Origin of the sequence: Sphingobacterium yanglingense, from assembly GCF_004363245.1 — a bacterium.
In the GTDB taxonomy this organism is placed as follows: Bacteria; Bacteroidota; Bacteroidia; order Sphingobacteriales; family Sphingobacteriaceae; genus Sphingobacterium; species Sphingobacterium yanglingense.
Genome location: NZ_SNYV01000016.1, coordinates 199,634 through 222,085 on the forward strand (window position 1 = coordinate 199,634; position 22,452 = coordinate 222,085).

At 42.3% G+C, this 22,452-nt stretch carries 21 protein-coding genes; 2 read left to right on the top strand and 19 right to left on the bottom strand.

From position 1 onward, the window contains the following. Positions 1-31: 31 nt before the first annotated feature. Genes CLV99_RS17100 through CLV99_RS17130 form a run of 7 tightly spaced genes read right to left on the bottom strand, consistent with a single transcriptional unit; the run spans position 32 to position 10,203 of the window. Entirely contained in the window at positions 32-1,339 is a 1,308-nt protein-coding gene (locus CLV99_RS17100; RefSeq protein WP_133585725.1) for a phenylacetate--CoA ligase family protein, read from the bottom strand. Beyond that, positions 1,306-2,967, bottom strand: coding sequence for a C45 family autoproteolytic acyltransferase/hydolase (locus CLV99_RS17105; RefSeq protein ID WP_211348568.1), 1,662 nt, complete (start codon positions 2,965-2,967; stop codon positions 1,306-1,308). Before CLV99_RS17105 ends, CLV99_RS17100 begins: the two co-directional genes overlap by 34 nt. Next, positions 2,960-4,486 (bottom strand): phytoene desaturase family protein, encoded by a 1,527-nt coding sequence (locus CLV99_RS17110; RefSeq protein ID WP_211348570.1) that lies wholly within the window; start codon positions 4,484-4,486, stop codon positions 2,960-2,962. The genes CLV99_RS17105 and CLV99_RS17110 overlap by 8 nt, the downstream gene beginning before the upstream one ends. After that, positions 4,473-8,144: a 1-acyl-sn-glycerol-3-phosphate acyltransferase gene (locus tag CLV99_RS17115; RefSeq protein WP_133585728.1), complete on the bottom strand. Its 3,672-nt coding sequence runs from the start codon at positions 8,142-8,144 to the stop codon at positions 4,473-4,475. The genes CLV99_RS17110 and CLV99_RS17115 overlap by 14 nt, the downstream gene beginning before the upstream one ends. Beyond that, positions 8,144-9,331 carry a DUF2062 domain-containing protein gene (locus CLV99_RS17120; RefSeq protein WP_133585729.1) on the bottom strand — a complete coding sequence of 396 codons (1,188 nt, stop codon included), beginning with the start codon at positions 9,329-9,331 and terminating at the stop codon, positions 8,144-8,146. Before CLV99_RS17120 ends, CLV99_RS17115 begins: the two co-directional genes overlap by 1 nt. Before the next feature lie 8 nt (positions 9,332-9,339). Continuing rightward, positions 9,340-9,831, bottom strand: a complete 492-nt coding sequence (locus CLV99_RS17125; protein ID WP_133585730.1) for a hypothetical protein — start codon at positions 9,829-9,831, stop codon at positions 9,340-9,342. After that, positions 9,832-10,203, bottom strand: a complete 372-nt coding sequence (locus CLV99_RS17130) for a hotdog family protein (RefSeq protein WP_133585731.1) — start codon at positions 10,201-10,203, stop codon at positions 9,832-9,834. Between the two features lie 108 nt (positions 10,204-10,311). On the opposite strand from CLV99_RS17130, the gene CLV99_RS17135 reads away from it, so the two are divergent. Both CLV99_RS17135 and CLV99_RS17140 read left to right on the top strand, forming a co-directional pair. Next, a complete protein-coding gene (locus CLV99_RS17135; protein ID WP_133585732.1) occupies positions 10,312-10,674 on the top strand; it encodes a BlaI/MecI/CopY family transcriptional regulator in 363 nt (120 codons plus the stop codon). 1 nt (position 10,675) lies between these two features. Continuing rightward, positions 10,676-12,367 (top strand): M56 family metallopeptidase, encoded by a 1,692-nt coding sequence (locus tag CLV99_RS17140; protein ID WP_133585733.1) that lies wholly within the window; start codon positions 10,676-10,678, stop codon positions 12,365-12,367. Positions 12,368-12,770: 403 nt separating this feature from the next. Here CLV99_RS17140 and CLV99_RS17145 read toward each other — a convergent pair whose 3' ends face one another. The 12 genes from CLV99_RS17145 to CLV99_RS17200 form a co-directional block, all read right to left on the bottom strand. Further along, the gene (locus tag CLV99_RS17145) at positions 12,771-13,400 is read right to left on the bottom strand and encodes a LolA family protein (protein ID WP_133585734.1); all 630 of its coding nucleotides are present in this window, start codon (positions 13,398-13,400) and stop codon (positions 12,771-12,773) included. Further along, positions 13,390-14,166: a polysaccharide deacetylase family protein gene (locus CLV99_RS17150; protein ID WP_133585735.1), complete on the bottom strand. Its 777-nt coding sequence runs from the start codon at positions 14,164-14,166 to the stop codon at positions 13,390-13,392. The genes CLV99_RS17145 and CLV99_RS17150 overlap by 11 nt, the downstream gene beginning before the upstream one ends. A 123-nt stretch (positions 14,167-14,289) precedes the next feature. Then, entirely contained in the window at positions 14,290-15,348 is a 1,059-nt protein-coding gene (locus tag CLV99_RS17155) for a beta-ketoacyl synthase N-terminal-like domain-containing protein (RefSeq protein WP_133585736.1), read from the bottom strand. An 89-nt stretch (positions 15,349-15,437) separates the two neighbouring features. Next, positions 15,438-16,634: a beta-ketoacyl-[acyl-carrier-protein] synthase family protein gene (locus CLV99_RS17160; RefSeq protein WP_133585737.1), complete on the bottom strand. Its 1,197-nt coding sequence runs from the start codon at positions 16,632-16,634 to the stop codon at positions 15,438-15,440. Positions 16,635-16,637: 3 nt separating this feature from the next. Then, positions 16,638-16,895 (bottom strand): phosphopantetheine-binding protein, encoded by a 258-nt coding sequence (locus CLV99_RS17165; protein ID WP_133585738.1) that lies wholly within the window; start codon positions 16,893-16,895, stop codon positions 16,638-16,640. A 1-nt stretch (position 16,896) separates the two neighbouring features. Next, complete coding sequence (locus CLV99_RS17170) at positions 16,897-17,502, bottom strand: beta-ketoacyl-[acyl-carrier-protein] synthase family protein (RefSeq protein WP_211348571.1); 606 nt, start codon at positions 17,500-17,502, stop codon at positions 16,897-16,899. Then, on the bottom strand, positions 17,502-18,596 hold the full coding sequence (locus CLV99_RS17175) for a beta-ketoacyl synthase N-terminal-like domain-containing protein (RefSeq protein ID WP_133585739.1): 1,095 nt from the start codon (positions 18,594-18,596) through the stop codon (positions 17,502-17,504). Before CLV99_RS17175 ends, CLV99_RS17170 begins: the two co-directional genes overlap by 1 nt. Next, positions 18,596-19,042, bottom strand: a complete 447-nt coding sequence (locus tag CLV99_RS17180) for an acyl-CoA thioesterase (RefSeq protein WP_133585740.1) — start codon at positions 19,040-19,042, stop codon at positions 18,596-18,598. The genes CLV99_RS17175 and CLV99_RS17180 overlap by 1 nt, the downstream gene beginning before the upstream one ends. After that, positions 19,017-20,303 carry an ABC transporter permease gene (locus CLV99_RS17185; RefSeq protein ID WP_162850145.1) on the bottom strand — a complete coding sequence of 429 codons (1,287 nt, stop codon included), beginning with the start codon at positions 20,301-20,303 and terminating at the stop codon, positions 19,017-19,019. Before CLV99_RS17185 ends, CLV99_RS17180 begins: the two co-directional genes overlap by 26 nt. Beyond that, positions 20,293-21,042 (bottom strand): ABC transporter ATP-binding protein, encoded by a 750-nt coding sequence (locus CLV99_RS17190; protein WP_133585741.1) that lies wholly within the window; start codon positions 21,040-21,042, stop codon positions 20,293-20,295. Before CLV99_RS17190 ends, CLV99_RS17185 begins: the two co-directional genes overlap by 11 nt. A gap of 4 nt (positions 21,043-21,046) precedes the next feature. After that, positions 21,047-22,048, bottom strand: a complete 1,002-nt coding sequence (locus tag CLV99_RS17195; RefSeq protein WP_133585742.1) for a BtrH N-terminal domain-containing protein — start codon at positions 22,046-22,048, stop codon at positions 21,047-21,049. Then, complete coding sequence (locus CLV99_RS17200) at positions 22,048-22,452, bottom strand: hypothetical protein (RefSeq protein WP_133585743.1); 405 nt, start codon at positions 22,450-22,452, stop codon at positions 22,048-22,050. Before CLV99_RS17200 ends, CLV99_RS17195 begins: the two co-directional genes overlap by 1 nt.

Below are 22,452 nucleotides of genomic sequence, written 5' to 3' on the forward strand. Positions count from 1 at the left end.
GGCTTTAGGCGATAAGCTTAAAGCATATAGCTTACTGCCTATTATCAACAAAAGTAATCGGCTTTCGGCTCATCGGATTAAAAACAGACTGTTGTAATGCCTCAAGTTTACAAAACTCAATCTTAGGCGCCACCCGCAGCTTTGCCCTAAAATAATCCTTGATTTCATTGATAAATTCTTCCGATTCATTGGCAGACACCAATCGGATGATGATTTCATCAGTACCTATCTCATTGTGAAATAGCTCAATCTGATGCAACAGTATTTCAGGGAATCCAGCTAACAAATCATGCATAGCTGGCGGATATAGTGTTGTCCCCTTATACTTCACCATATGTTGTTTTCGCCCTTCGACAGGTCCAATACGATAGGTATGGCGGCCACATGCACAGGGCTCCGTATAACGGCGCACGATATCTCCAGTTTTAAAACGCAGCAGAGGCAACCCTTCCACCCCTAAGGTCGTTACTACCAACTCTCCACTTTCGCCATCAGCCACCCATTTTCCCTGTTCATCCAGTATCTCGGTGATAATCAAATCCGGTTGCACGTGCCCCCCTTTAAAATGATCACACTCCGTAAAAGCCGCTCCCATCTCTGTAGAAGCATACGTAGAATGCAAGTCCACATTCCACTTGCTTGCTATACGATTGGTAAGAATCGTATTATTCAGATCTTTATCCCGCAAAGCCTCACCTATGCAAATCACAGCCTTGACACTGCAATTAGTATAATCGATGTCATGCTGTTCTGCAAATTCAATCAGTTTCAATAAAAAAGAAGGAACACCAATAAGGTAAGTAGGTTTATATTTCAGTATCGAGTCCCATTGCATCTGGGGGATTCCCGAGCCGACACGGATTACCCCAGCTCCGAGCTTTCGCAAGCCAAGAAAATAAGCAAGTCCCGCCATAAACCGGCGGTCCATCGTCGTCATCAACTGCACCCTATCCCCCGGCTTCACCCCCACCATTTCAAAAGATTGCATTTCATTCGTCGCTAAGCGATCTAAATCCTTATCCGTAAGGCCAAAAGTAACAGGAGTACCCAATGTTCCAGAAGTCGTGCAATAATCAATGATCTCCTCCTGTGGTACACACAGAAAATCATCATTATACAATTGCAAATCATCTTTACAGGTAGTCGGTAGCTGTTCCAAATCCGACAGCCTTCTGATGCTTGACACATCGACATGATGTTTTGCAAATAAGCGTTGATAAAAAGGGGAGTTACTTGCCAAATACGACAACTGCTCCCGCAACAAACCTTCTTGAAAAGCTTCAATAGCGGCTACCGAAGCGTACACTACACCTTCCGTCTTTTGTTCGCCTTTTTCCATAATTTCCGTATTTCTTTTTCTGCTTGCAACGTAGGGATTTCTAATGTAAGGGCATGTGCGAATTCAGCTTGAGCCTTTCCATATGCCCCCTGCTTATACCAATATTTACCGGCAAGGTAATAAACTAACCAAAGATTTGGATTAAGCTCCTTAAAATTTTTCAATCGCTCCTCCGGCATCTCTCCCTTTACTCGAATCGCATACGCTATACTATCTGATTCACTTTTATACCTTTCATAGTTGACAAAAGTATCCGAGTGCACAAAAGCATCTTCTGCTATCGTGAGCGCCTCTATCTGTTTTGATTGTCCTATTGTTGAAGAATCTGCAAACACCTCATCCAGATTATATGCTGTAAACGCCCCAAGTTGATAAGGAGAGTTAGAAACCCATATCAATTTATCTTCCGGTTTAAAAATAACCGCATGATGCGCCAATAGATGATTGAGCGACTTGTCATTACCATACCCGATATCCGTATCCGACATACCCTTCCGATTACGTAAAATATCCGCCATTTTCTCCGGGTTTAACTTATTTTCCCTATGCAGTAACTCCAACAGCCTATCATACCGATACTGAGAATGGCTTTCTTGGATATGGGCTGTATTTCGTTTATCCAGCGCATAGGTATCAGATTGAAAATGGTTTGTACAGACAAGTTGATTCCCATTATCCACCTCGTATATTCCAAAATTCTTCGGTGAAATTTCTAAAAGAACCGCCTTTTTATCTTTTGCACTGCCAATCATCAACGATTCCGAGACAAACGATTGTGCCTCCTTTGCAATAACAATGGCTTCCTTTATGTCCGTAGCACGTTCTAGTATTTCCCGAGCAACAATAGAAATAGGTCTTTTTGCAGAAAGTGGAATAGTAGACTTCCCCGCATTCATCGTCACCGTAAGCCCCTCCTTATTCATTCCCGAGACAACACCTATCATCCCCGGCCACGATACCGACACAAAAGGAATCCCTTGTTCCGGCCGTACAAAGTTCAGCACTTTATTTTCCGCAAACTCATCCCCCACATAAAAATCAAAATTTCGTCCAATCAGTAGCTTACCATCCTCCGTCTTATCCCCCCAAGAGGCAACAGATGAACATCCTACAATTGCGAGATCGCGGAGTGCATGCCCTAGGTCATGTGCTGCATGCATCAACAGTGTCAGACTAAAATTATCTCCGGCATAAGGATAGGCATCATCCAGGTGTGTCGACAGCCCATAGATTTCGTCCAAATAAGAGGGGGGAATATAGTCATCTAGACGCCGTCCATACCAATGGATAAACTTAGACACAAGCCGCTGCTTAAATTTAGACGGCACCATGTGCTCCAATTTATCCATAAAAACACGTTGCTGTTGCCTAAACAAATCTTCGGTCAGCAACCCCGTCCTATTCCCTAAATCATAAGGCGCACCAGACACATAAAGCTCCCACATCCCGTACCGATTCTTTACCAAATAATCCTTATTGCTCAGCATCCGTAGCGAATCCTGGTCCAGAACAAGTTGTACCGTATCCGAAGTATCGTCAAAAGTACGGGTATACCGTTTAGAAATCCTATTAGATACACAAGAAGAACATAAAAGGATAATAAAAACAAATTGCAACCACTTACCCATGCGTTTCATTTTTAATTTTATCCAACAAATAGGTACGCCCTAGAATCTCCATACATGTTGCTACAGCTCCAATGGTCACCCCTAGTACTCCATGCATTCCCACACTCTGCCCCACAAAAAAAAGATTCGGCACCTTCGTTTTAGGGGATATCCGAGACCGCATCATTTCATTCACATCTTTTTCCGGACCATATAGGTTTCCCTCGGTCGTGCCTATATAATCCCGATAAGACAATGGTGTAGAGGCATACGCATCCACTATAGTACTTGGCAATTCCGGCCAGCGCACCGCCAACTTATTCAATATTCTATTTATTCTGGCTTTCTTAAATTCAGCATACCCTTCTCCTCTAGCGGCCTCTTTAATAACCGTATTTCTCGACTGTTCCCATGCCTTCACTTCATCAAAGCGCATCACACTGAGACAAGTCAATGTATCCGCGTACCCCGGCCTACTCTTATCCTCTGTCATAGACAGCATATACATCACAGGCCATTCTTTCTGTTCGTAGGCCGGTAGGTTCCACAGTTTCTCCTTGTCTTCGTGATAATATATGTTTGAACCAACAAATGGGAAAGTACCAACCTTTAGAACAAAATGCGCACTAAAAGAAGATACAGTAAGCGGCAGACTTTGTATGCGATTGTAATAGACACTCCGAAATAATTCCTGGTCCAGCTGCTTTAAAGTTGTCTGTGGTTCCACGTTGGAAATAAACAGATCCGCAACATACCGGCTCCCATCCCTAGTCTCCACCTGCTGTATACGTCCATCCCGACTATGATATCGTACCACCTCCTGATGACGCAGTGCTACTCCACCCAAAGAGCGTAGCACTCTGACCAATTGCTTACTTATCTGGCTCCCCCCATTTATGCAACGGTACGCACTCTGTATGTAAGAATTGATGGTAAGTGCATGCACGTAGAAAGGCGTCTTGTACGCGTCTCCGGCATATAGAAAATTTGCTCCGGCCAATACAGACCGCAACGTACTATTCGCAGTAAGCTGCTCGAAATATGTGGATACACTGATTCCCAAAAAAGGATGGTCATAAGCTTGCCCCGTTTGCTCTTCGAGATTATACAATGGAAACGCACGACACACCTCCTGTATATCCACAATATACTGCACTATTGCGGGCCGTTCCTGCGGAAAATAAGTGCTCAATTGTTCAACAAAATTAGCATATCCTTGCGCCAAAGGATAATCTACTCCTTCATTTCCAAAACGGACATAATCAAACACCTCAGGCATCTTCTCCAGGTTCAGCTTATCCATAATGCCCAGATATGAAAAACACCGGTGTAAGTTCTGCCCCTCTGACAGCCCACCTATATAGTGTACGCCCGTATCAAAGATTTTCTTGCTCCGCGAAAACGTCTGCAGATTACCTCCAAATTGATTATTCTTCTCCAATACACAGACCTTCTTACCCTCCTTCGCTAAGATTACTGCAGCTGTAAGTCCTCCTAAACCACTGCCTACAATGACGATATCATATTCAGTCATTGACATACATCCTTCTATAAATCTGTACACCATCTAGGCTAGATTCCATAACAAATCCATCCTGGACCAAAAAATCTAAGTTATTTCCACTATTGACGTTGACGACCATCGCATAGGTTTTCCAATCTTGCCCTAAATAGTCCTCTGCCAGCAATAGTTTAGAAATCACCAACAGATCAGCCTCTGGAGCTTCAGCGACAAACTGTATTCCCCGTAGTGAAGACCAATAAATACGCATTGCGACTTTTCTCCGCTCCTCATCCTCAATCACTCCCAACACTTTTCGTTTACCATTTTGCAGAGACAGAAGATAATCCAACTCTCCGAAGGACAGGCTCCAATGCGCCCATGTCCCCCCTTGTGGTAGCTGTTTATTCACCTCCCAAAACACCTTCTTCCATCGATGCAGGCCATCTTTCACCCCGCTGACTATTTCATCATCTTTATACAGGTATGCTAACCTTATCTTAGCCACAAAATAATCTTCATTTTCTAGCTGAGTCCGTTGCAGTTCGAACTGTCTCTTAAAATGATTTGAAATAGCCTTTGCACGCGCTGAATAGGTCCCACCAAACCGCTCATCAGCGATTGGAATCCGTTCTCCAATCATTGGACGGAGCTTTCCTGGAAAAATCAACACATCCCCCTTTGGTAATACATCACCATTTCCATGTATATAGATGGGTAGAATATCGAGTTGCAGCTGCTCTGCAAGATAGAATGCGCCTTTATGAAAGCGCTTAATCTGGTTATCATAAGAACGGGTTCCTTCCGGAAATACAACAATAGAATAGCCCTGTGCCACCTTACCCCGCAAAAAATCTAAACTTTCCTCAACACCACTACTTGTCGGATAAAACCCTAACACCCGAACAGCCTTTCCAAAAATCGGAGATTTCCAAACCCAATCATTCACTAAAAAAACCATCTTGGGAACCAGCATTCCCATGGTCAATGTATCGAGAAAAGAACTATGATTACCGATTACTACAGCCGGTTTATTAAAAGTCTCCCCATAAGGATTACTAGTCTTATTCTTTACTAACGGATACCCATACAACACCGACTTCATAAATTTAGAGACCACATACCGTAAAAATTTATCTTTCCGGGACCGCTCCATTGGCACAATAGGAAGAATAAGCCGTGCAAAAAAAGAAAGCACAATACAACCTAGACCATAGTACATGAACAGTAACAGTGACCACAAGAGAATAGTAATAGTGAAAGGAGATTTTCCACGTTTCGCCCTATCTGTGATAAAGAACCGAAAGATAATCGGATACCAGACAAAAGTAATAATCACTGCGGCAAAAACCCCGATCAGCGATACCGAAGATATTGAAATCAATGCAGGATGCTTAGCAAATATCAATGCACCGATAGCCAACACCGTAGTTAGTACAGCCAACAAAATCGAAGTACGGAATACCTGTAGTTCATCCTCACCCGTGCTGTATTGCTTTTGCAAGGCCGCAGTCATAAAAATACTGAAGTCCACTCCATGTCCAAATACCAAGGTACAGACAATAGCAGAAAAAATATTAAACTCCAATCCGAATACCCCCATCAACCCTGCGGTTACCAATCCGGTAAGACCGATTGGGATTGCCGCCAGCAACACCAGCTCCAAGCGCCTAAAAAACACCCACAGGATGAGTAATATCGCTACCGAAGAATAGCCTACCAATGCATTAAAATCATCCCGCAACTTCCCTAAAAACGTCTCGTTCAGCTGCTTACGATCTACAACAACGACTCCAGGTATTTCTTCCAATTTCTTAATCAGTTGATTTCTATTCTTCTCGTCCAGTTTGACCATCGAGGATACCGTAAAAAAGCCATTCTTACTAACGACAAAATCCCGGATTCCAGTACTTGGCAATTGCCCGAAATCCGACAACTGCATCGGCAAGAAAGGCTCACGTAGCAGCCCATAAAACTGCTCGTAGGCATCTGCTGTAAATCCATATTGCTCCCCTATTGTACGTAGGTTACGGATTACCAGTTCTTTGTTATGATATTGCCAAAAAGAATTCCAAGCTGCTATTTTAGCCTGTTGCACCTGAATCGGATTCAGCAACTCACTGACATTTGAAAAATCCAATATAACATCCTGATCCTTTGCCAAATTCAGATAAGCCGCTATTTCTTCATTGCGTTGCAGTGCAGTATCTAGCGTATTACCCGTAGCTACCACATAGAGTGACTTGGCCGAGGTATTCGTCAGTTTATCCAACCGAGCTTCCGTATCCGCCAGATCAGACGGCATATAGTTCAACCCTGCCAGATCATTATTAAAGCTCACTTTACCACTGGTAAACAAACTAATCACAATCAGTACTGTACAAGAAAAAATCAGGATTCTACTTTTCTCGAAAGGGAATGCTGCTATTTTATCCAGCAGACTAGTATGTCGGAGTTCTTCTTTAGGTTTATAAAGATGTGGAATAATGAGCAAGGTAAATACAGCGGAGGCAACCAAAGTGATTGAAGCAAAAATACCTAAATCAATCAAAGCGGTAGAGTGTACAAAAAGAAGACATAGAAAAGCCACCGCATTGGTCGTCCCCGATATTAGCAACGGTTTGGTCAACTCCTTAAACAACACCTTCACATCGGTGTTCTTTTTAAAGTGAGTCAAGATATGTAATGAAAAGTCAATCGTGATACCAATCAGAACTGCTCCTATACTTAGTGATATCGCCGAAATCACTGGCTTATACAAATAAAGACAGCCCAAGGCAAAGACAACTGCGAATAGCGTAGGGATAAATACCAACAATGGGATATACAGCTTACGATAAAACAAAACCAGCAGCACCATCAATACCGACATCGATATCAGTATTGTTTTTAGGATATCCCCTTTTATCTGATCCGCATTGGCCACCGCGACAAGAGCCGAACCAAAGTAAGATACCTCAACCCTCCCCTCATACGTAGCATTCCAGCTTTTCTGCAGACCATAAAGCTCCTCTGCAAAGGCTTTGTTCTTCTCTGTTTCAGCCCCCTCATATTTTGGACTTAAAAAAAGAAGCATTTGCGTTGTATCCTTGCTTGTTATGAATCCTTCATGCAGCAAAAAATTATCCCCAACGCTGATTCGTTGTAGCTTTTGTAAGCCCATTACCGCCAATCCAAGCGGGTCTTTCTGAATAAAGTCTCCCAATACAAATCCCGATGGTGATGATAGTGTTTCATAATTTGCTGCCATACGTTGAGATATACCGTCTCTAGATATACGTGTAGCTAGGCTATCATAATCCGCCTTATCGAGAAAAAAAGGAATATGTTCGTATACAAAATCATATGCTTGCCCTATTGCGCCTTCATCCAATTGCCCTGTAATCTCCCGGATATAGAGACTATCCTGCGACAGGGTATCTGCAATACCTTGCGTAGCTTCGACAAGATCATCAACAGATGCTGATGGCAGACGTTCCACCAATACCGTGATTTTATCCGAAAAATTGACCTGTCGAATGGCCTTTGTCGTTAAATCTGATTTCTCACTCTTCGGTATAATCTGTGTGATATCTTCTTCAAAGCGAATCTTGGAAGCCAGAAATCCAAAGAAAAACAAAAATAGCATCGATAGCACCACCGAAAGCACCTTATGTCGCTGTACCCAGCAATAGATATGATAAAAGAGTAAATGCATTATTCCGCAGACACCGATTTAGGTTGTTTCATCCGAATCAAAACATAACTTCCAAAGCCAACAAGCAGTCCCATTATCGTAGCCAACAGCAAAGAACCAACCAAATACTGCAACAGATGCTGCTGTATCGTATCAAAACTAATATTATCCAATTGCAACACCCCTTTGGTAGTTGACGAAGGAAGTACAGCCTCGCCTACGATTAGCGATGCGTAGATAATCAACGGGATAAATGGAGGCAAACTAATATTCGAAAAGGCAAAGGATAAAACCTTATTCAGTCTCAAGAACACCGATAGTGTGATGACTAAAGCAGTCTGAAAACCCCATACAGGAGCAATTCCCATAAAAACGCCAAAGCCGATGGAAGCAGCCATCTTTTCAGGTGAGTCTTCCGAACCAAAAATATTTTCCTTTATAAATTCATTCAAACTTTTTTTTTTGAACGAACGGAAGAAATTCCGGGGAATAATGTAAAAGAAAGTAAGAAATACCAGTACCGTATTTAAAATACTGATCCGTGTAAAATCCTTAAAAGGACGAAAGTGAGAAACCCGTTCCTCCGGGTCATACAGCACCTGTACGGGTATATTTCGGACAGCAACACCATTCCATGCAGCACGGACAATAATTTCAATTTCAAACTCAAACTTACGTGTGTAGTATTTCTGCGGAATCGCAAGTAGCGGATAAGCCCTATAACCCGATTGAGTATCTTCCAGTTTGATTCCAGTTTCAAACCAAAACCAAAAATTAGAAAATTTATTCCCGAAAGAAGACTTCTTCGGCACCGAATCCTGAGTCATGTTACGGGCACCGATTAATAATAGAGGGGCTTTCGCTTCTTCCAGGACTTCTACGAATGTAGAGAGATCACTCGGATAATGCTGACCATCCGAATCAATGGAAATAGCATAATGATAGCCCAACTCACGAGCCCTAGATAGTCCAACCCTTAGCGCACAGCCTTTACCTTTATTAGCGGCAAAATCGATACGTTCCAGTCCGTTATAATCATTTAATATCTGGGAGGTTGTGTCCGTAGAGCCGTCATTCACCACGATAATCTGCGCTGTATACTCCAACACACCGTCCAGCACACGGCGCAGAGTCTTCTCGTTATTATACGTAGGTATAACAACAACAATCCCCAAACGGGTAATCCGCTGTTGTAAAGTATCTTCCATAATGGGTTCTACTGAGTTAATGTACGCAGCTCAGCTGCTGTAAACACACTAGAACGGGTACTTGCATAACGCTTGACCGCATCTTTCACCGCTTTAGTTTGCGAATCAAAATTAGTCAAAATCATTTGCTTATCTGTATTAATATTTCCTTTATACTTTAAGATCTTGGGGGTATTCTCTTGGATAATCAACCGTACCAGTCGTATTTCTACATTGTTTGGTGCCGTTGCAACAGCTCCTTCAATATCCTTCGCTCCCGCCATAAAAAGTTCCTTTTTCGTCTTTCTATCCGGTACATAGCGGGCTTGCATAGCATAAGCAGCCCCCTTATAGGCCAACAAAACAGGGTCCGTTTTATTATAATTTTTAAGCTGATTATACAGGGTCGCGGCAGCTTCTTTTGAAGTGTCGGATTTCTCAAAATTAGAACGGACTGACGATAGGTCAACCTGAACCCATAATGAAGCTGTCAGCAAAAAGGATATCAAAATATTAGCCATCTATTTCACTTTAAATATGCATGTCAACTTTAATGCTACTGTATCTTCAAAATAGCTGACATTTTTCACTTTATACTCAGACTCATCAGAACCCGAAATGTCAATTTCCAATCGGAGCTCTGCATTTACTTCGGGATTGATTAAAGCCATAAATTTTACATTAGAAGATTTGTACATAAACAACTTCCTTTCCAAAACCTGCTCACTTAGTTCCTTGACAATCTGCATCATGCATACGCCGGGGGTTACGGGTTGATCCGGGAAGTGTCCCTTAAAAATAGTATGATGCTTATTTAATGTAATATCTGCGACATATTTATGTCCCCCAAGGTTCTGTAAAGCACGTACGGTATAAAAATCCTTTAAAAGCATGTGTTCTCTTTAGTCTTCAAAGATAAAAGAATTTAAATTTTATTTTGCATTTACGAATTCTTTCGTAGATTTGATTACGAAAACATTCGTAGATAAACTTAAAAAGACATGAAACCCACTGAAAGCGAAATGGAAATCCTACAAGTACTTTGGAACAAAGGGCAATGTAGTGTACGCGAAGTCTTCGAAGCACTGAATAAAAAAGATGTGGGCTATACCACTATTCTTAAACTCATGCAGATTATGCACGAAAAGGAAATGGTGACTCGCGACACTTCTTCAAAGACACATATCTATACCGCCAACATCAATAAAGAAAAAACACAAAACCAATTCTTGAATAAAATGATCGACACCGTATACAACGGTTCCACATCAAGATTGGTCATGCAGGCGTTAGGCAACCACAAGACGAGCAAAGAAGAATTAGACTTGATCAAAGATTATTTAAATCAATTAGAAACCAGGTAACATGGAAACATTGATATCATCTGTAAGCACAGCGTTAGGATGGAGCCTCCTACATTCCTTATGGCAAGGAGCTGCTATATACCTTATTCTATTTGGGTTATACCTTGCTATACCCGGACTAAGGGCGACCACAAAACATAACCTAGCTCTAGCCGCTCAGGTTACGTTATTTTTTTGTTTCGTCTATACATTTTTTGACCTGATAGACTACCGTACCACACAAGAAAGCGCTACTCCACTTTCTTTAAAAAATGAAGAGCTATTCTATATAGACTATCTACATGAAAAGCAATCCAGTATCCAACACTACTTCATGTATATCGTGCCATTATATCTATTGGGCATCCTCGTTCAATCTATTTCATGCACGCGCAGCTATCTGCAAGTCAAAAGTCTAAAAAGAAAAACGACCGATCACATTCCTAGCGCATGGCAAGAGCAGTTTACACATAGTATCCAACGTCTTGGTATCACCAAGAATGTACGCCTATTGCTATCCGACCAGATTTTCGAACCTCTAGCAATGGGATTCTTTAGACCGGTTGTTATCTTTCCTGTTGCTTATATCAATAAAATGGCATTAGCCGAGGTAGAAGCACTCATTCTCCATGAACTCGCACATATTAAACGCAACGACTATCTTCTCAACATAATGAAGATAGTGATGGAGACTATTCTATTTTTCAATCCTTTCATCTGGCTTATCTCCAGGCATATCCAAACCGAGCGCGAGCAGGCATGTGACGACAGTGTTGTGTCCCTCCTCCCCCAACAGATTAACTATGCTAAAGCATTGCTTACGGTTGAACTTCTCAAGAAAGAAGCTTCGTCTCCACGAATGAGCCTTGCTGCATCTGGCACACAACACAAACTACTTCAAAGAATAAAAAGAATAACACAAGCTAAAATGGAAACATCATATACGACCATCAAACACCAATTAGTAGCTTCACTAATGGTTCTATTCACCTTAGTATCTGTCGCCTGGACACAACCCAACAGTAAAAAAGAAGTTAACAAAACAGATGCGGCAATAACCAAGACAAACATAGAAACCAATGAATTAGCAACCCTTAGCTCCCAATACAACAACACCGATTGGTCAGACGACTCACTCGACAACTGGGCTTCGGACATTGTCCTAACCACCGACACCAACAAAATCACTACGAAGAAGTTCGAATCTCCCGAATGGCATGCCTATATCGCGAAGATTGAAGAAAATGCCAGAAAAGTAGAAGAAAAATTTAACTCACCAGAATGGCATGCCCATATCGCGAAGATTGAGGAAAATGCCAGAAAAGTAGAAGAAAAATTTAATTCTCCAGAGTGGCATGCTCATATCGCTAAGATCGAAGAAAATGCCCGAAAAGTAGAAGAAAAATTTAACTCCCCAGAGTGGCATGCTCATATCGCTAAGATCGAAGAAAATGCCAGAAAAGTAGAAGAAAAATTCAACTCCCCAGAGTGGCATGCTCATATCGCTAAGATCGAAGAAAATGCCAGAAAAGTAGAAGAAAAATTTAACTCTCCGGAATGGTTAGCACATATTGCTAAAATTGAGGAAAATGCCCGAAAAGTAGAAGAAAAATTTAACTCTCCAGAATGGTTAGCACATATTACTAAAATTGAGGAAAATGCCCGTAACTTGGCAAAGGACATCTTGGACTCAAAGTATAAAAAGAAGCCATGAATGGGAGCCAGTAGTATCGTTTTTTTGAAATGATGCGATAAACCTGTACAAGATTATGATTTCCTCGTACAGGTTTGCTCTTATTTTGTAGAGGGTTACGAAAGTTTTGTACAAGTCTTTCAAACTTTTGCACAAGATTATCAAAGTTTTGCACAAGATTATCAAAGTTTCGTATAACTATCTCGCACTTCTGTACATAACTCTTAAACTTTTGCACGGATTTTTCATAGTTCCGTGCGGGACTTTTAAACTTTTGCTCAAGACTATCAAAATTTTGCACAAAAGTTTCCCACTTTTGTACAAGACTATTGAAGTCATGTACCTATCTCTCGAACTTTTGTACAAGAATGTTAAAGTTCTGTACGGGGCTGATCAACTTCTGTACAAGGTTTTCGGCATCATCTTACAGATCAAAAATAGAATCTGCGAGTGTTCCATTTATCTTCTGATTGGTAAATACAAAGCGCGTAGAGCCATTTGAATTATCTAAGAGCATCACCTCTACCACCTGATAGGTAGTCTTATCAAAACCAACAACCAATTGTTTCATAGCCTTTTTAACCTCTTTGGCGAGAGGGTTCAGTTTTAAAATATACAACTTATTTGTCTGAAAATAAGAAGGTGAAAACTCAGTCCCTTGATAGGTACCTCCATTCATATTACTTTGTATCGCTTGACTGATTTTTTCAAACTGTTTACTCCTCCCAACATCCATGGTCTTTTTCTTCCCCTTCTCTTCAATCATCATCTTTTTGTTGTTAAATACCATCGTATAGGCAGTAGGGCTGCTATAGAACCAAGCCAGCTTATCTGGATTTTTCACGTAAAACTTACCCGACGACACCAACTCATTCTTGACATACCCCACCCTCTTGTATTGTATAAAGTCTGCTGTCAAAGTTTTGATTTGACCTATCTTTCCCATTCCGTTTTGAAAAGTAGAAATCTCTGCAGACGACATTTTCTGCTCTTGGGCAATTCCCACAGTAACACAAAATGTCAAAAGAAATGATAACAAAAAATTATTCTTCATATGCGTGCAAATTTAGCAATTCGTCGGCAGTTACCGAATGCCAATCACGCTCTTTCATATAGGCAAGGACCCGCGCTAGTACCCGCAGGCTTTTTGAAGAAGTATCATGAAACAGAACAATGTCTCCTGGTTGCAACCTGCCGACGACACGTTCATATATTTTATCCTCGTTAGACAGCACCGTATCTAAAGAACGAATGCTCCAACCAATCACCTGATGTTTGGTCTGCTGGACCGCTTTAGCTACCGGAGGATTAGTCACTCCAAAAGGTGGCCTAAAAAGACGGGGCTTCAATGGAACTAAATCATTAATCACCGCATCACAACTATCGATTTCCAAAACCACCTGGTCCGCAGTCAGGAAACCAAATGCCTTTGAATGCATCATCGTATGATTGCCAATAGTATGTCCTTCTTCCAAAATACGCTTAAATATCCGGGGGTATTTAGTAATCTGCTTACCAATACAAAAAAAGGTAGCCTTAGCATCGTAACTCTTTAGTAAGTCTAAAAATTCTTCTGTAATTGGGGTAGGTCCATCATCAAAGGTAAGTGACAGTGTGCGTCCATCATGTCTGAACTTCTTATAAAATACATCCGTAAAATAGCTTTGACGGATATCAAAGGATCCCCAGGTAGTCAGACCTATCCAAAGGAAAATTAATAGAAAACACCAAGACCACGATATTACCGAAAATAAAGCCAATATCGCAGCAAGTATCCCTAAGGATAGCAAAAACGGAACGATATTTTTATGCTTAAACATACTTTTAACAATTGTATTTTGATTCTGTGATCTTGCTATCCTGTTATCTTGTGATCTTGTTAACTTGATAACCTGTTCACCTGTTCACCTGTTCACTGGTTCACTCAATAACTTAATAACTCCTTAACTCCGTTTCAATAACACCAAACTGTGGTCTCTACCTTTATACTGATTATATAATAAAACATAATTAAGCGGCATTTGTTTTCCGGCTTTCCAAACAATTTCTTCTGGAATCTGCTGTGTTTTCAACACATAGGCCGCTGTAGCCATTCCAAAAGCTGAAGCCACATCAGAATGACCATAAAAATGCTTATAATACAACTGATAGGTATCTTCAAATAACTGTCCAAACCCATCGAAATAATAATCGTATTCCATATCACCACTATTGCCGATTACTACAGCGGAAATAGCAGCACGCTCTACTTTATTCCGCTCTAGAAAACCATCGATAAATTCTTCTACCTCTCCAAGCTCAAGCCGATTTTGAATACATACATCCACAACCTCCGCATAGCTCTCCATAGTTGAGCTTGAGCCAAGTGCAAAAAAAGTAGCTCCTTCACCGTAATTAACACCCCTAGTTTGAGATTCACGGATAGTTTCATCTGCGCCATCAGACTTTACCTCTCCAATCAACTGCTTTAAACTGAAAGTATGGCCCGATATTTCATCTATTCCACCTACCAATATCGATTGTGCATCTCCTGTCTCCAACTGCTGCAAGCTATCCAACAAAGCCGATTCGAAAGAGACCGCACCATTCACATAGGTAAAATTATAAGCCTTACAGCCCAACCGTAACGCAATCTGTGCTCCTACTGTATTATGCGTAGACTGAATAAAGGAAGTCGGGGTTAGATACTCTTCGTCATTATCCAGTATATTTTTTAAAAACTTCTCAGAATCTTCCAAACAGCCTAATCCCGTCCCAGTAATTACGCCATCTAAGTCTTCCCCCCCTGCTTCATCTAAGGCTTGTTGAGCAGCAAATATCCCCATTTTAATACCTTTGGACATACGCCGTATCATATTCGGAGCAATCAACTCTTTATAAGAAGGCTGTTCCGCGTAGGCCTTAGATACCCGAATCTCTCTGGCCTGTTCAAAAAAATCAGCCCGCCAGATTCCCTGTGCAGTAACGGCACCAATACCCTGAATAAAACATTTACCTTTCATTTCTCTTTTTATGTGAACCTGTGATCGAGTTATCGAGTGAACTTGATAACTCCATAACTTGTTAACCTGATAACTTCATAACCTGATAACTACCTCCCAAATATCAACGTCGAACAGTTACCTCCAAATCCAAAAGAATTAGACAAAACATAATTGATATCCCTTCGCAATAACTCAGTCTGTGGAATCAATCCAAACTCCTCCATCGGCGTATCAAAGTTAAGGTTTGGAAACACCATGCCCTCTTGGATTGCCAAAATACTATAGACCGCTTCGATCGCCGCCGCTGCCGCTAGCGTATGTCCAGTGAATGCCTTCGTCGAGCTGAATGTAGGGACATCATTACCAAAAGCACGTAGCAAAGCACGTCCTTCAGACAAATCATTATTCGGTGTCGCGGTACCATGGGCGTTGATATAGTCGATTTGACTCGCTGCTAATCCACTTACCGCAAATGCCTTCTGCATCGCTAAAAAGGCTCCTTCTCCATTCTCAGATGAGGCCGTCTGATGGAAGGCATCATTTGCATTTCCATATCCTGCGACATAAGCCAACACAGGCTTTTGCTCCTTAGCAATCAACGCATCTGATTCCAAGACCAAATAAGCCGCCGCTTCACCTAGATTAAGCCCCTTACGATTTTGGTCAAAAGGCTTACAATAGGTATCCGAAAGTATCATTAACGTGTTAAATCCGTTCAACGTAAATTTGCTCAATGCATCCGTTCCACCTACAATAACACGGTCCAACCGGCCACTCTTAATCAATCTCGCTCCTAGCATAATCGCATTGGCAGCCGAAGAACAAGCGGTACTAATGGTCGTAACTGTACCTTTCAAACCCAGGTCATCGGCAATCTGCTGCGTAGACACACCCGCATCATGACTCAGGATATAGTGTTGCAATTCCGGGTCGTGGGTATAGCTATAAAAATACTTCTCCGTGACATCCATCCCCCCCACGCTTGTAGATGAAATAAGTCCTGTACGGACTGATGAGTCGGCAAGTGATAAACCGGCTTGTTGTACAGCCTCCCGGGCAGCAAGAATGCCGAGCATCCCAGTACGAGTGACACCATGTCCCTTGAGCAGACCTATGCGTTCTTCGAGCTCAGCATTAGAAAGCTTAATCTCTCCAACAAGTACATGCTCGCGATGCCGGGTCTCAAAATTATCCACCTGTGTAATCCCACATCGGGATACAGCAAGTGATGACAGGTTCTCGGTCACAGAAAGACCTATAGCCGAAACCATTCCCATTCCGGTAACACCTATGCCCACCGACATATTTTACTTCGTTCTATTTTTCGAGATAAAATCGGCCATCGTATTGATTGATTCAAATATTGCTTTACCTTGCTTAGGGTCGCTCAATTTGATACCGTAACCTTTATCCAATAAAACAATAAGCTCCAAGGCATCGATAGAATCTAATCCCAGTCCATCCCCAAACAAAGAATCATCATCATTAATGTCTTCGACCGTAATATCTTCTAAATTTAAAACCTCAATGATTTTACCTTTTAATTCCGCTTTTAATTCTTCCATTCTATATTAAAAATAATTGATCAATTTGTTCTATTGTATGGGGTAGCACGCCAGTCTGTTCGACCAGATATAGTACCGCCTTATATTCTTCTCCAAACAACTCTACCCAACCGCATAATACCCGCTTTGCCTTGCCGGACAGTAATAAGTACTCCGCATAGGCATGTTGACTTTTGGAGTCGTAATTATCAGCCACAAAAAAGGCATTCTCTGCAAGAAACTGATGCCGGATACACAGCTCACCTGTACAGATATTGGCCAGCGTATATACAAATATAGCAGGGCTTGGGTAATAATTAGCCTCCTCCCGAATAGTCCCCCAATGTCTGTAATCTGTATCCAGACTTCCGGACCTATTCGCAAGTATGATAGCAGTATCCTCCTCTACAGGCATATCTTTCAACAGATACTCTGCTGCGGCAAACGCCAATTTACTCAAGCTATCCATCTTGTAAAATTTGGGATAATCAACCTGAATATTCTTTACAGCCTCCTTCACAAAAGTGGCAAACGAATCAGCTGTACTAGAGTACCCCAACTGTCCATTCACAAACACCTGCCCCGTGGCAACTGTTATATAACTTGATATGTAGAACGTTTCCTTCACTAGATTTTCTTTAGAATCATAGCCGTATTACTACCTCCAAAGCCAGACGCAGTCTTCAGACAATAATTTAAATCCATAGGCACCAAATCCTGGATAATATTCAAATATTTGGAGGTTCCTAAAGTAGCAAACCCCTTAGTCGGAATGAGCATATTCTCACGTAGCGATTTAACCGCTATAGCAAGCTCTAGCAAACCGGAAGCCCCCAGTGTATGTCCATAATATCCTTTCAAGCTATGCGTAGGTGTCCCGGATAGTCCCATACGATCAAAAGCTATAGCTTCCATCTCATCGTTGTATAGGGTTGCTGTTCCGTGTGCCGATACAAAATCAATATCACCTGTAGAGATACCTGCTTCCTGAAAAGCCGACTGCATACTGCGCACCAATCCCTCTCCCGTACGTGAAGGCCCAGAAATATGATTCGCATCGTTTACAGCCCCTTCTCCCATTATTTGTACAATGCCCTCGGACTTACGATCGGTCAACCATGCTGCCGCAGTCGCCTCACCCAACGTAACACCACTACGCGCCGCATCAAACGGCCGGCATGGGCCACTGCTCATCGCCTGAAACGACTGGAATCCCGATAGCACAAACTCACTGACCTGGTCTCCTGCCAACACCAGTACCTCATCATATTGTCCCATCTGTATCAATCTCTTACCAACAGATACCGCCAACAATCCTGACACGCAGGCATGGGAGACAACAATTGGTTTTGAAACAAATCCCAGACGCTGTGCCAATACCCCTGCAAGTCTGCCCAGCTCGGCTTCCTCTACGGAGCCAGATGCTAGTTTCTCGATATTACCCTTAGTCGTCGAGAGAATAAAGCCCGTACGTGCTGTAATCACTTTGTCACTCACCAACGGCAAGGCCGCATGTAACATTATATTTTCTAAAAAAGAAAGGGAATCATCCAATAGAGCTGGTCTATCAGCAAATCTAGCGACATCTATCTCCTTGAGCATTCCTATATCTATTCCCTCAATAGCGCTTTCCCCTTTCGTCAAGGCAGCCCAATTGCTTTCCAAGTCCATTCCAAGAGGACTCACGCAATTCACCTCCGATATGTAAATAGGTTTAAACACTACAGTAACCCCACCTTTTTTTTCCAGCTCACGATAAAATCCGGAATATTTAATGTCAACAAACCTTCGCTATCAAGAAAAACCTGCGTCGTCTCTCCCAAGCAGACCAGGTCGTCCTGTTCATTAAAAATCTTAAACTTAAATATCATTTTAGCAGCGGGAGTGTCCACAAAAGAAGTCTGCACCCGAAACTTATCCCCATACCGCAACGGAAGCTTATGCTCACAGACAGACTTGACAATAGGAGTCGTATAGCCTGACGCCTGCACCGTAAGATAATCTATACCATGTTCCTTACCGAAGGCCTCACGTCCGTCCTCAAAAAAGGTGATATAATGACCGTGCCACACAATACCCAATGCATCCACCTCGTTAAAGCGTACCTCTCCCCATTTGGATACGGTCAAATGACTTGCCTCATTATATAGTTCTTTTCTTCTTATCATATAGGACTGCAATCAGCAACGTAAGCATAAAAAACAAAAGTAATAAAATTATATTAGGCAGAATAGCCAACCAACTTCCCTGCCGTAACAAGATGTCGTAAAAACCACTCAATGCCCAATTCATCGGAGAGAGCTTGGATATCGTCTGCATGATTGCAGGCATTACAAACACGGGCACCCATACGCCACCCACAGCGGCCAAAATCACCACAAACGTAGCACCAAAAGGGGCAGACTGTTCCTGCGTAGTAGCAATAGTCCCCAATAAGATGCCAAATCCAATCGCTGCAAGTCCAGCAAACAGTGCCATAGCCGACAGTTGCAGAAAATGATGCCCCACTTCAAAGGCAGGTAAATCCAAAAGCGGAAACACATATATCCCGACCAGCAACATCAGATAAAACTGAATAAGGCTCACCAACAGATAGGTAAAAGTCTTGCCCAGTAAAAACAATGTATAGGGAACGGGATTCGTGATGAGCCGAACCATGGTACCTTGCGACTTCTCTTTTACGATATTAATGGAAAGTGGTACGACTATAAAAAATATAGCGAACAAAGACCAAGCAGGAACATTATGTTGCACGGCGCTCGGTTTTAGGCTATTCCTACCCGCTTCGGGACCAATCTCCCGATATTGGAGTATCTGACCGTTATCAAACACCGCTTCTTCATTGACGCCCAGTTCTTCCTGAAAGACCTTATACACCTTATCCTTTTCAATAGTGGCAATCAGCTTATCAATAGAGCTCTTGATGGCTGTTTTAAAAGACTCCTGCGTGGCAGGGTCAAAATATAGATTGACATCCTTCTTCTTGATTTCGGTTATAGCTGCCGTTACTGTGTCCGAATCTGAATACGAAAACTCGGCCATCACCTTATCTACGTTCTGCTTGATATGAAGATTCAGATCATCGCTCAACTTGGGTGGCAATACAATAGCCAATTGGTAATCTCCTTTGAAAACAGCTTCCTTTGCTTCCTTCTCATCCAGAATGGCGCCATTGACCTTCTCTACCACCTCAAAACTACCGATATCACCGAGCTCCTTGCGCACCGTCTGCGCAATTTCTCCCTTATCATTATCAACCAACAGAACCGGAATCCGGGTACCTGTAATCGAATCGAATGACCCTTTTTGTACCATAGTAATGGTAATCAATAATACCATAGGCATCACAAAAAGGATAATAAGCCCCCCAACATCCCGCGATTGAAGAAGAAGCTCCTTACGAATAGCCATACCTAACTTATATAGCATCCCTTAGCCCCCTTCCTGTCAAAGCAATAAAGACATCTTCCAAGTTACGTGCCCCTTCGGTCGTATCAATAAGTTCCTGAGGAGTGCCCTGTACAATGACCTTACCACTCTCAATAATCGCAATACGATCGCACAATTCCTGCGCTTCAATAAGGTGATGCGAGGTGTATACGATAGTCATACCGGATTGATTTTGCTCGTTTAAAAAATCGAGGATCACATTTTTAGACTGCACATCCACGCCTACGGTAGGTTCGTCTAAAAAGAGCAATTTAGGTTCATGCAGGATACCCGCCAACAGATTGACCCGTCGCTTCATTCCTCCAGAAAATGCACCTATTTTTTTATGTGCGAATTTCGATAGTCCCATCTTTGACAGCCCCTCTTCCACCAAGCTGTTTAGAACCTTGCCTTTCAGACCGTACATGGCTCCAAAATAAACCAGATTTTCTGTAGCCGTCAATGTAGGATACAGCGCGTACTCTTGAGGTACAACACCTATTAACCTACGGATATCCATAGGCGTATCTTTATACGAAAGACCGGCTATCGTAAAGCTTCCCGATGTAGGTTTTATCAACCCGCACAGCATCGAAATCAAGGTAGTCTTGCCAGCCCCATTAGGTCCCAGTAACCCAAACACCTCTCCTTCGAAGATTTGAAGACTGAGATTCTCCACCGAGTAATAGTCGCTGTCTTTATATTTTTTGGAAAGACTGTCTATTCGAATTATCTCCATATCCCTAAACAGCTTTCTTCAATTTCTTAAAAAATGCTTCTTCAAGGTCCGCTAGGTGGAGTAATTCTGCCGACAAGGTATTATACACATCGCCTTGATTACTCCGTTTCTTATAAACCCGGGACGCATTAACCGCAAAATCACGCCATAGATCTCCTATTTCCGTCATCTCTTTGGATAGCTCCAACAAAGCAGGGTTATTAATTTTGTGCCCAGCTTCCTGCAGGAATGCAGAATAAATATATCGGAATCCACCACCACCAGTCCCAATTTCTTCCTGCATACGGACCATTTGTGCCAAATAGTAATTAGCCTTTGGAATCCCTACCTTACCCGGCCATTTAGCAATGGCTTTGGCAACCGTACGCATCCCTTTGACACCGACAATAGGAACCGGTGCCAACATATCATTACAGGCTTTTCGTATAGATTTCCGAATAGCTTGCGTCCAGTCAATTTCACTTTCGGCAGGCACATATGTCGGATAGTATAGATGCCCTTTAGGGGCAAGCACCCCCTTCGCAAAACGAACTCGTTCCAACTCTTTCTCTGTGAGCCGGTGTACCCCTTCCATCGTAGGATCACTCACGAGATATTCATTCCCCTCTTTGCCATAAATCACCAGATTATGTGCGTTGAAATGGAATCTATAATCATCTGGAAAATAAGGCAGATGGTATACACCGACCTGCAGCCCAGAGGGAATATTCTGTTTCAGATTCTCATCCAGCTGCTGTTGTGCCTTGGCAGGATTAGCAAACTTCCGCCGTTTTATTTTGATTCCCAAACGTCTAGCCATACGGCTGAAAATCCAACCCGGCATCGGGCGATAGCTTAGCCCAGGGGCGTTACTAACTTTCAGAAAAGGGAGATAAACATAAAATATACCTGCTCCCAAACCAAAAACCATAGGCTCGGAGAGGTTCAGCCCCTTATCTTTCAACAAATTCGAGGCCACCCCACTTTCACAATGTGCAGATTGGTGATGTGTAAAATCTAACTGCATTAATCTCCTTTAAAATTCTTTAACTCTGCTATGGTGATATCAAATGCATCAGCGTACTTCTGCAACCTACTATCACTCAACCTACTAAAAACCTCCGGCTTAAAATGACGCTTGATACGCCATTGCCAAAATCCGGTATACCCCGCCAAAACCACCACATCCATCCTAGTCAGTAGCATATAATAGTAAATGGGGCTTCGCTTTCCCTCTTTTACAGCCACTTTAGCCTGGTCAATCTCCGCCTGTAATACTTCCATAGTATGGTCCTGAACGATATTTTTAGCTTCCCAGCCTGTACTCAATGCTGTGGTATATTCGCCATTTTCATCCACAGCGTAATACATTTCTCTAGAGCCTTTCTGCACGATCCGTCCACTATCTTGGGGTACTTCAGATTTCTTCAT

Coding starts and splice junctions, on each gene's coding strand:
- CLV99_RS17135 (WP_133585732.1), top strand. CDS start 10,312: ATGAAACCCACTGAAAGCGAAATGGAAATCCTACAAGTACTTTGGAAC.
- CLV99_RS17120 (WP_133585729.1), bottom strand. CDS start 9,331: ATGGAAGATACTTTACAACAGCGGATTACCCGTTTGGGGATTGTTGTT.
- CLV99_RS17190 (WP_133585741.1), bottom strand. CDS start 21,042: ATGGAGATAATTCGAATAGACAGTCTTTCCAAAAAATATAAAGACAGC.
- CLV99_RS17195 (WP_133585742.1), bottom strand. CDS start 22,048: ATGCAGTTAGATTTTACACATCACCAATCTGCACATTGTGAAAGTGGG.
- CLV99_RS17150 (WP_133585735.1), bottom strand. CDS start 14,166: ATGTTTAAGCATAAAAATATCGTTCCGTTTTTGCTATCCTTAGGGATA.
- CLV99_RS17165 (WP_133585738.1), bottom strand. CDS start 16,895: ATGGAAGAATTAAAAGCGGAATTAAAAGGTAAAATCATTGAGGTTTTA.
- CLV99_RS17105 (WP_211348568.1), bottom strand. CDS start 2,967: ATGGGTAAGTGGTTGCAATTTGTTTTTATTATCCTTTTATGTTCTTCT.
- CLV99_RS17110 (WP_211348570.1), bottom strand. CDS start 4,486: ATGTCAATGACTGAATATGATATCGTCATTGTAGGCAGTGGTTTAGGA.
- CLV99_RS17100 (WP_133585725.1), bottom strand. CDS start 1,339: ATGGAAAAAGGCGAACAAAAGACGGAAGGTGTAGTGTACGCTTCGGTA.
- CLV99_RS17115 (WP_133585728.1), bottom strand. CDS start 8,144: ATGCATTTACTCTTTTATCATATCTATTGCTGGGTACAGCGACATAAG.
- CLV99_RS17145 (WP_133585734.1), bottom strand. CDS start 13,400: ATGAAGAATAATTTTTTGTTATCATTTCTTTTGACATTTTGTGTTACT.
- CLV99_RS17140 (WP_133585733.1), top strand. CDS start 10,676: ATGGAAACATTGATATCATCTGTAAGCACAGCGTTAGGATGGAGCCTC.
- CLV99_RS17125 (WP_133585730.1), bottom strand. CDS start 9,831: ATGGCTAATATTTTGATATCCTTTTTGCTGACAGCTTCATTATGGGTT.
- CLV99_RS17185 (WP_162850145.1), bottom strand. CDS start 20,303: ATGCTATATAAGTTAGGTATGGCTATTCGTAAGGAGCTTCTTCTTCAA.
- CLV99_RS17130 (WP_133585731.1), bottom strand. CDS start 10,203: ATGCTTTTAAAGGATTTTTATACCGTACGTGCTTTACAGAACCTTGGG.
- CLV99_RS17200 (WP_133585743.1), bottom strand. CDS start 22,452: ATGAAGAAATCTGAAGTACCCCAAGATAGTGGACGGATCGTGCAGAAA.
- CLV99_RS17160 (WP_133585737.1), bottom strand. CDS start 16,634: ATGTCGGTGGGCATAGGTGTTACCGGAATGGGAATGGTTTCGGCTATA.
- CLV99_RS17180 (WP_133585740.1), bottom strand. CDS start 19,042: ATGATAAGAAGAAAAGAACTATATAATGAGGCAAGTCATTTGACCGTA.
- CLV99_RS17155 (WP_133585736.1), bottom strand. CDS start 15,348: ATGAAAGGTAAATGTTTTATTCAGGGTATTGGTGCCGTTACTGCACAG.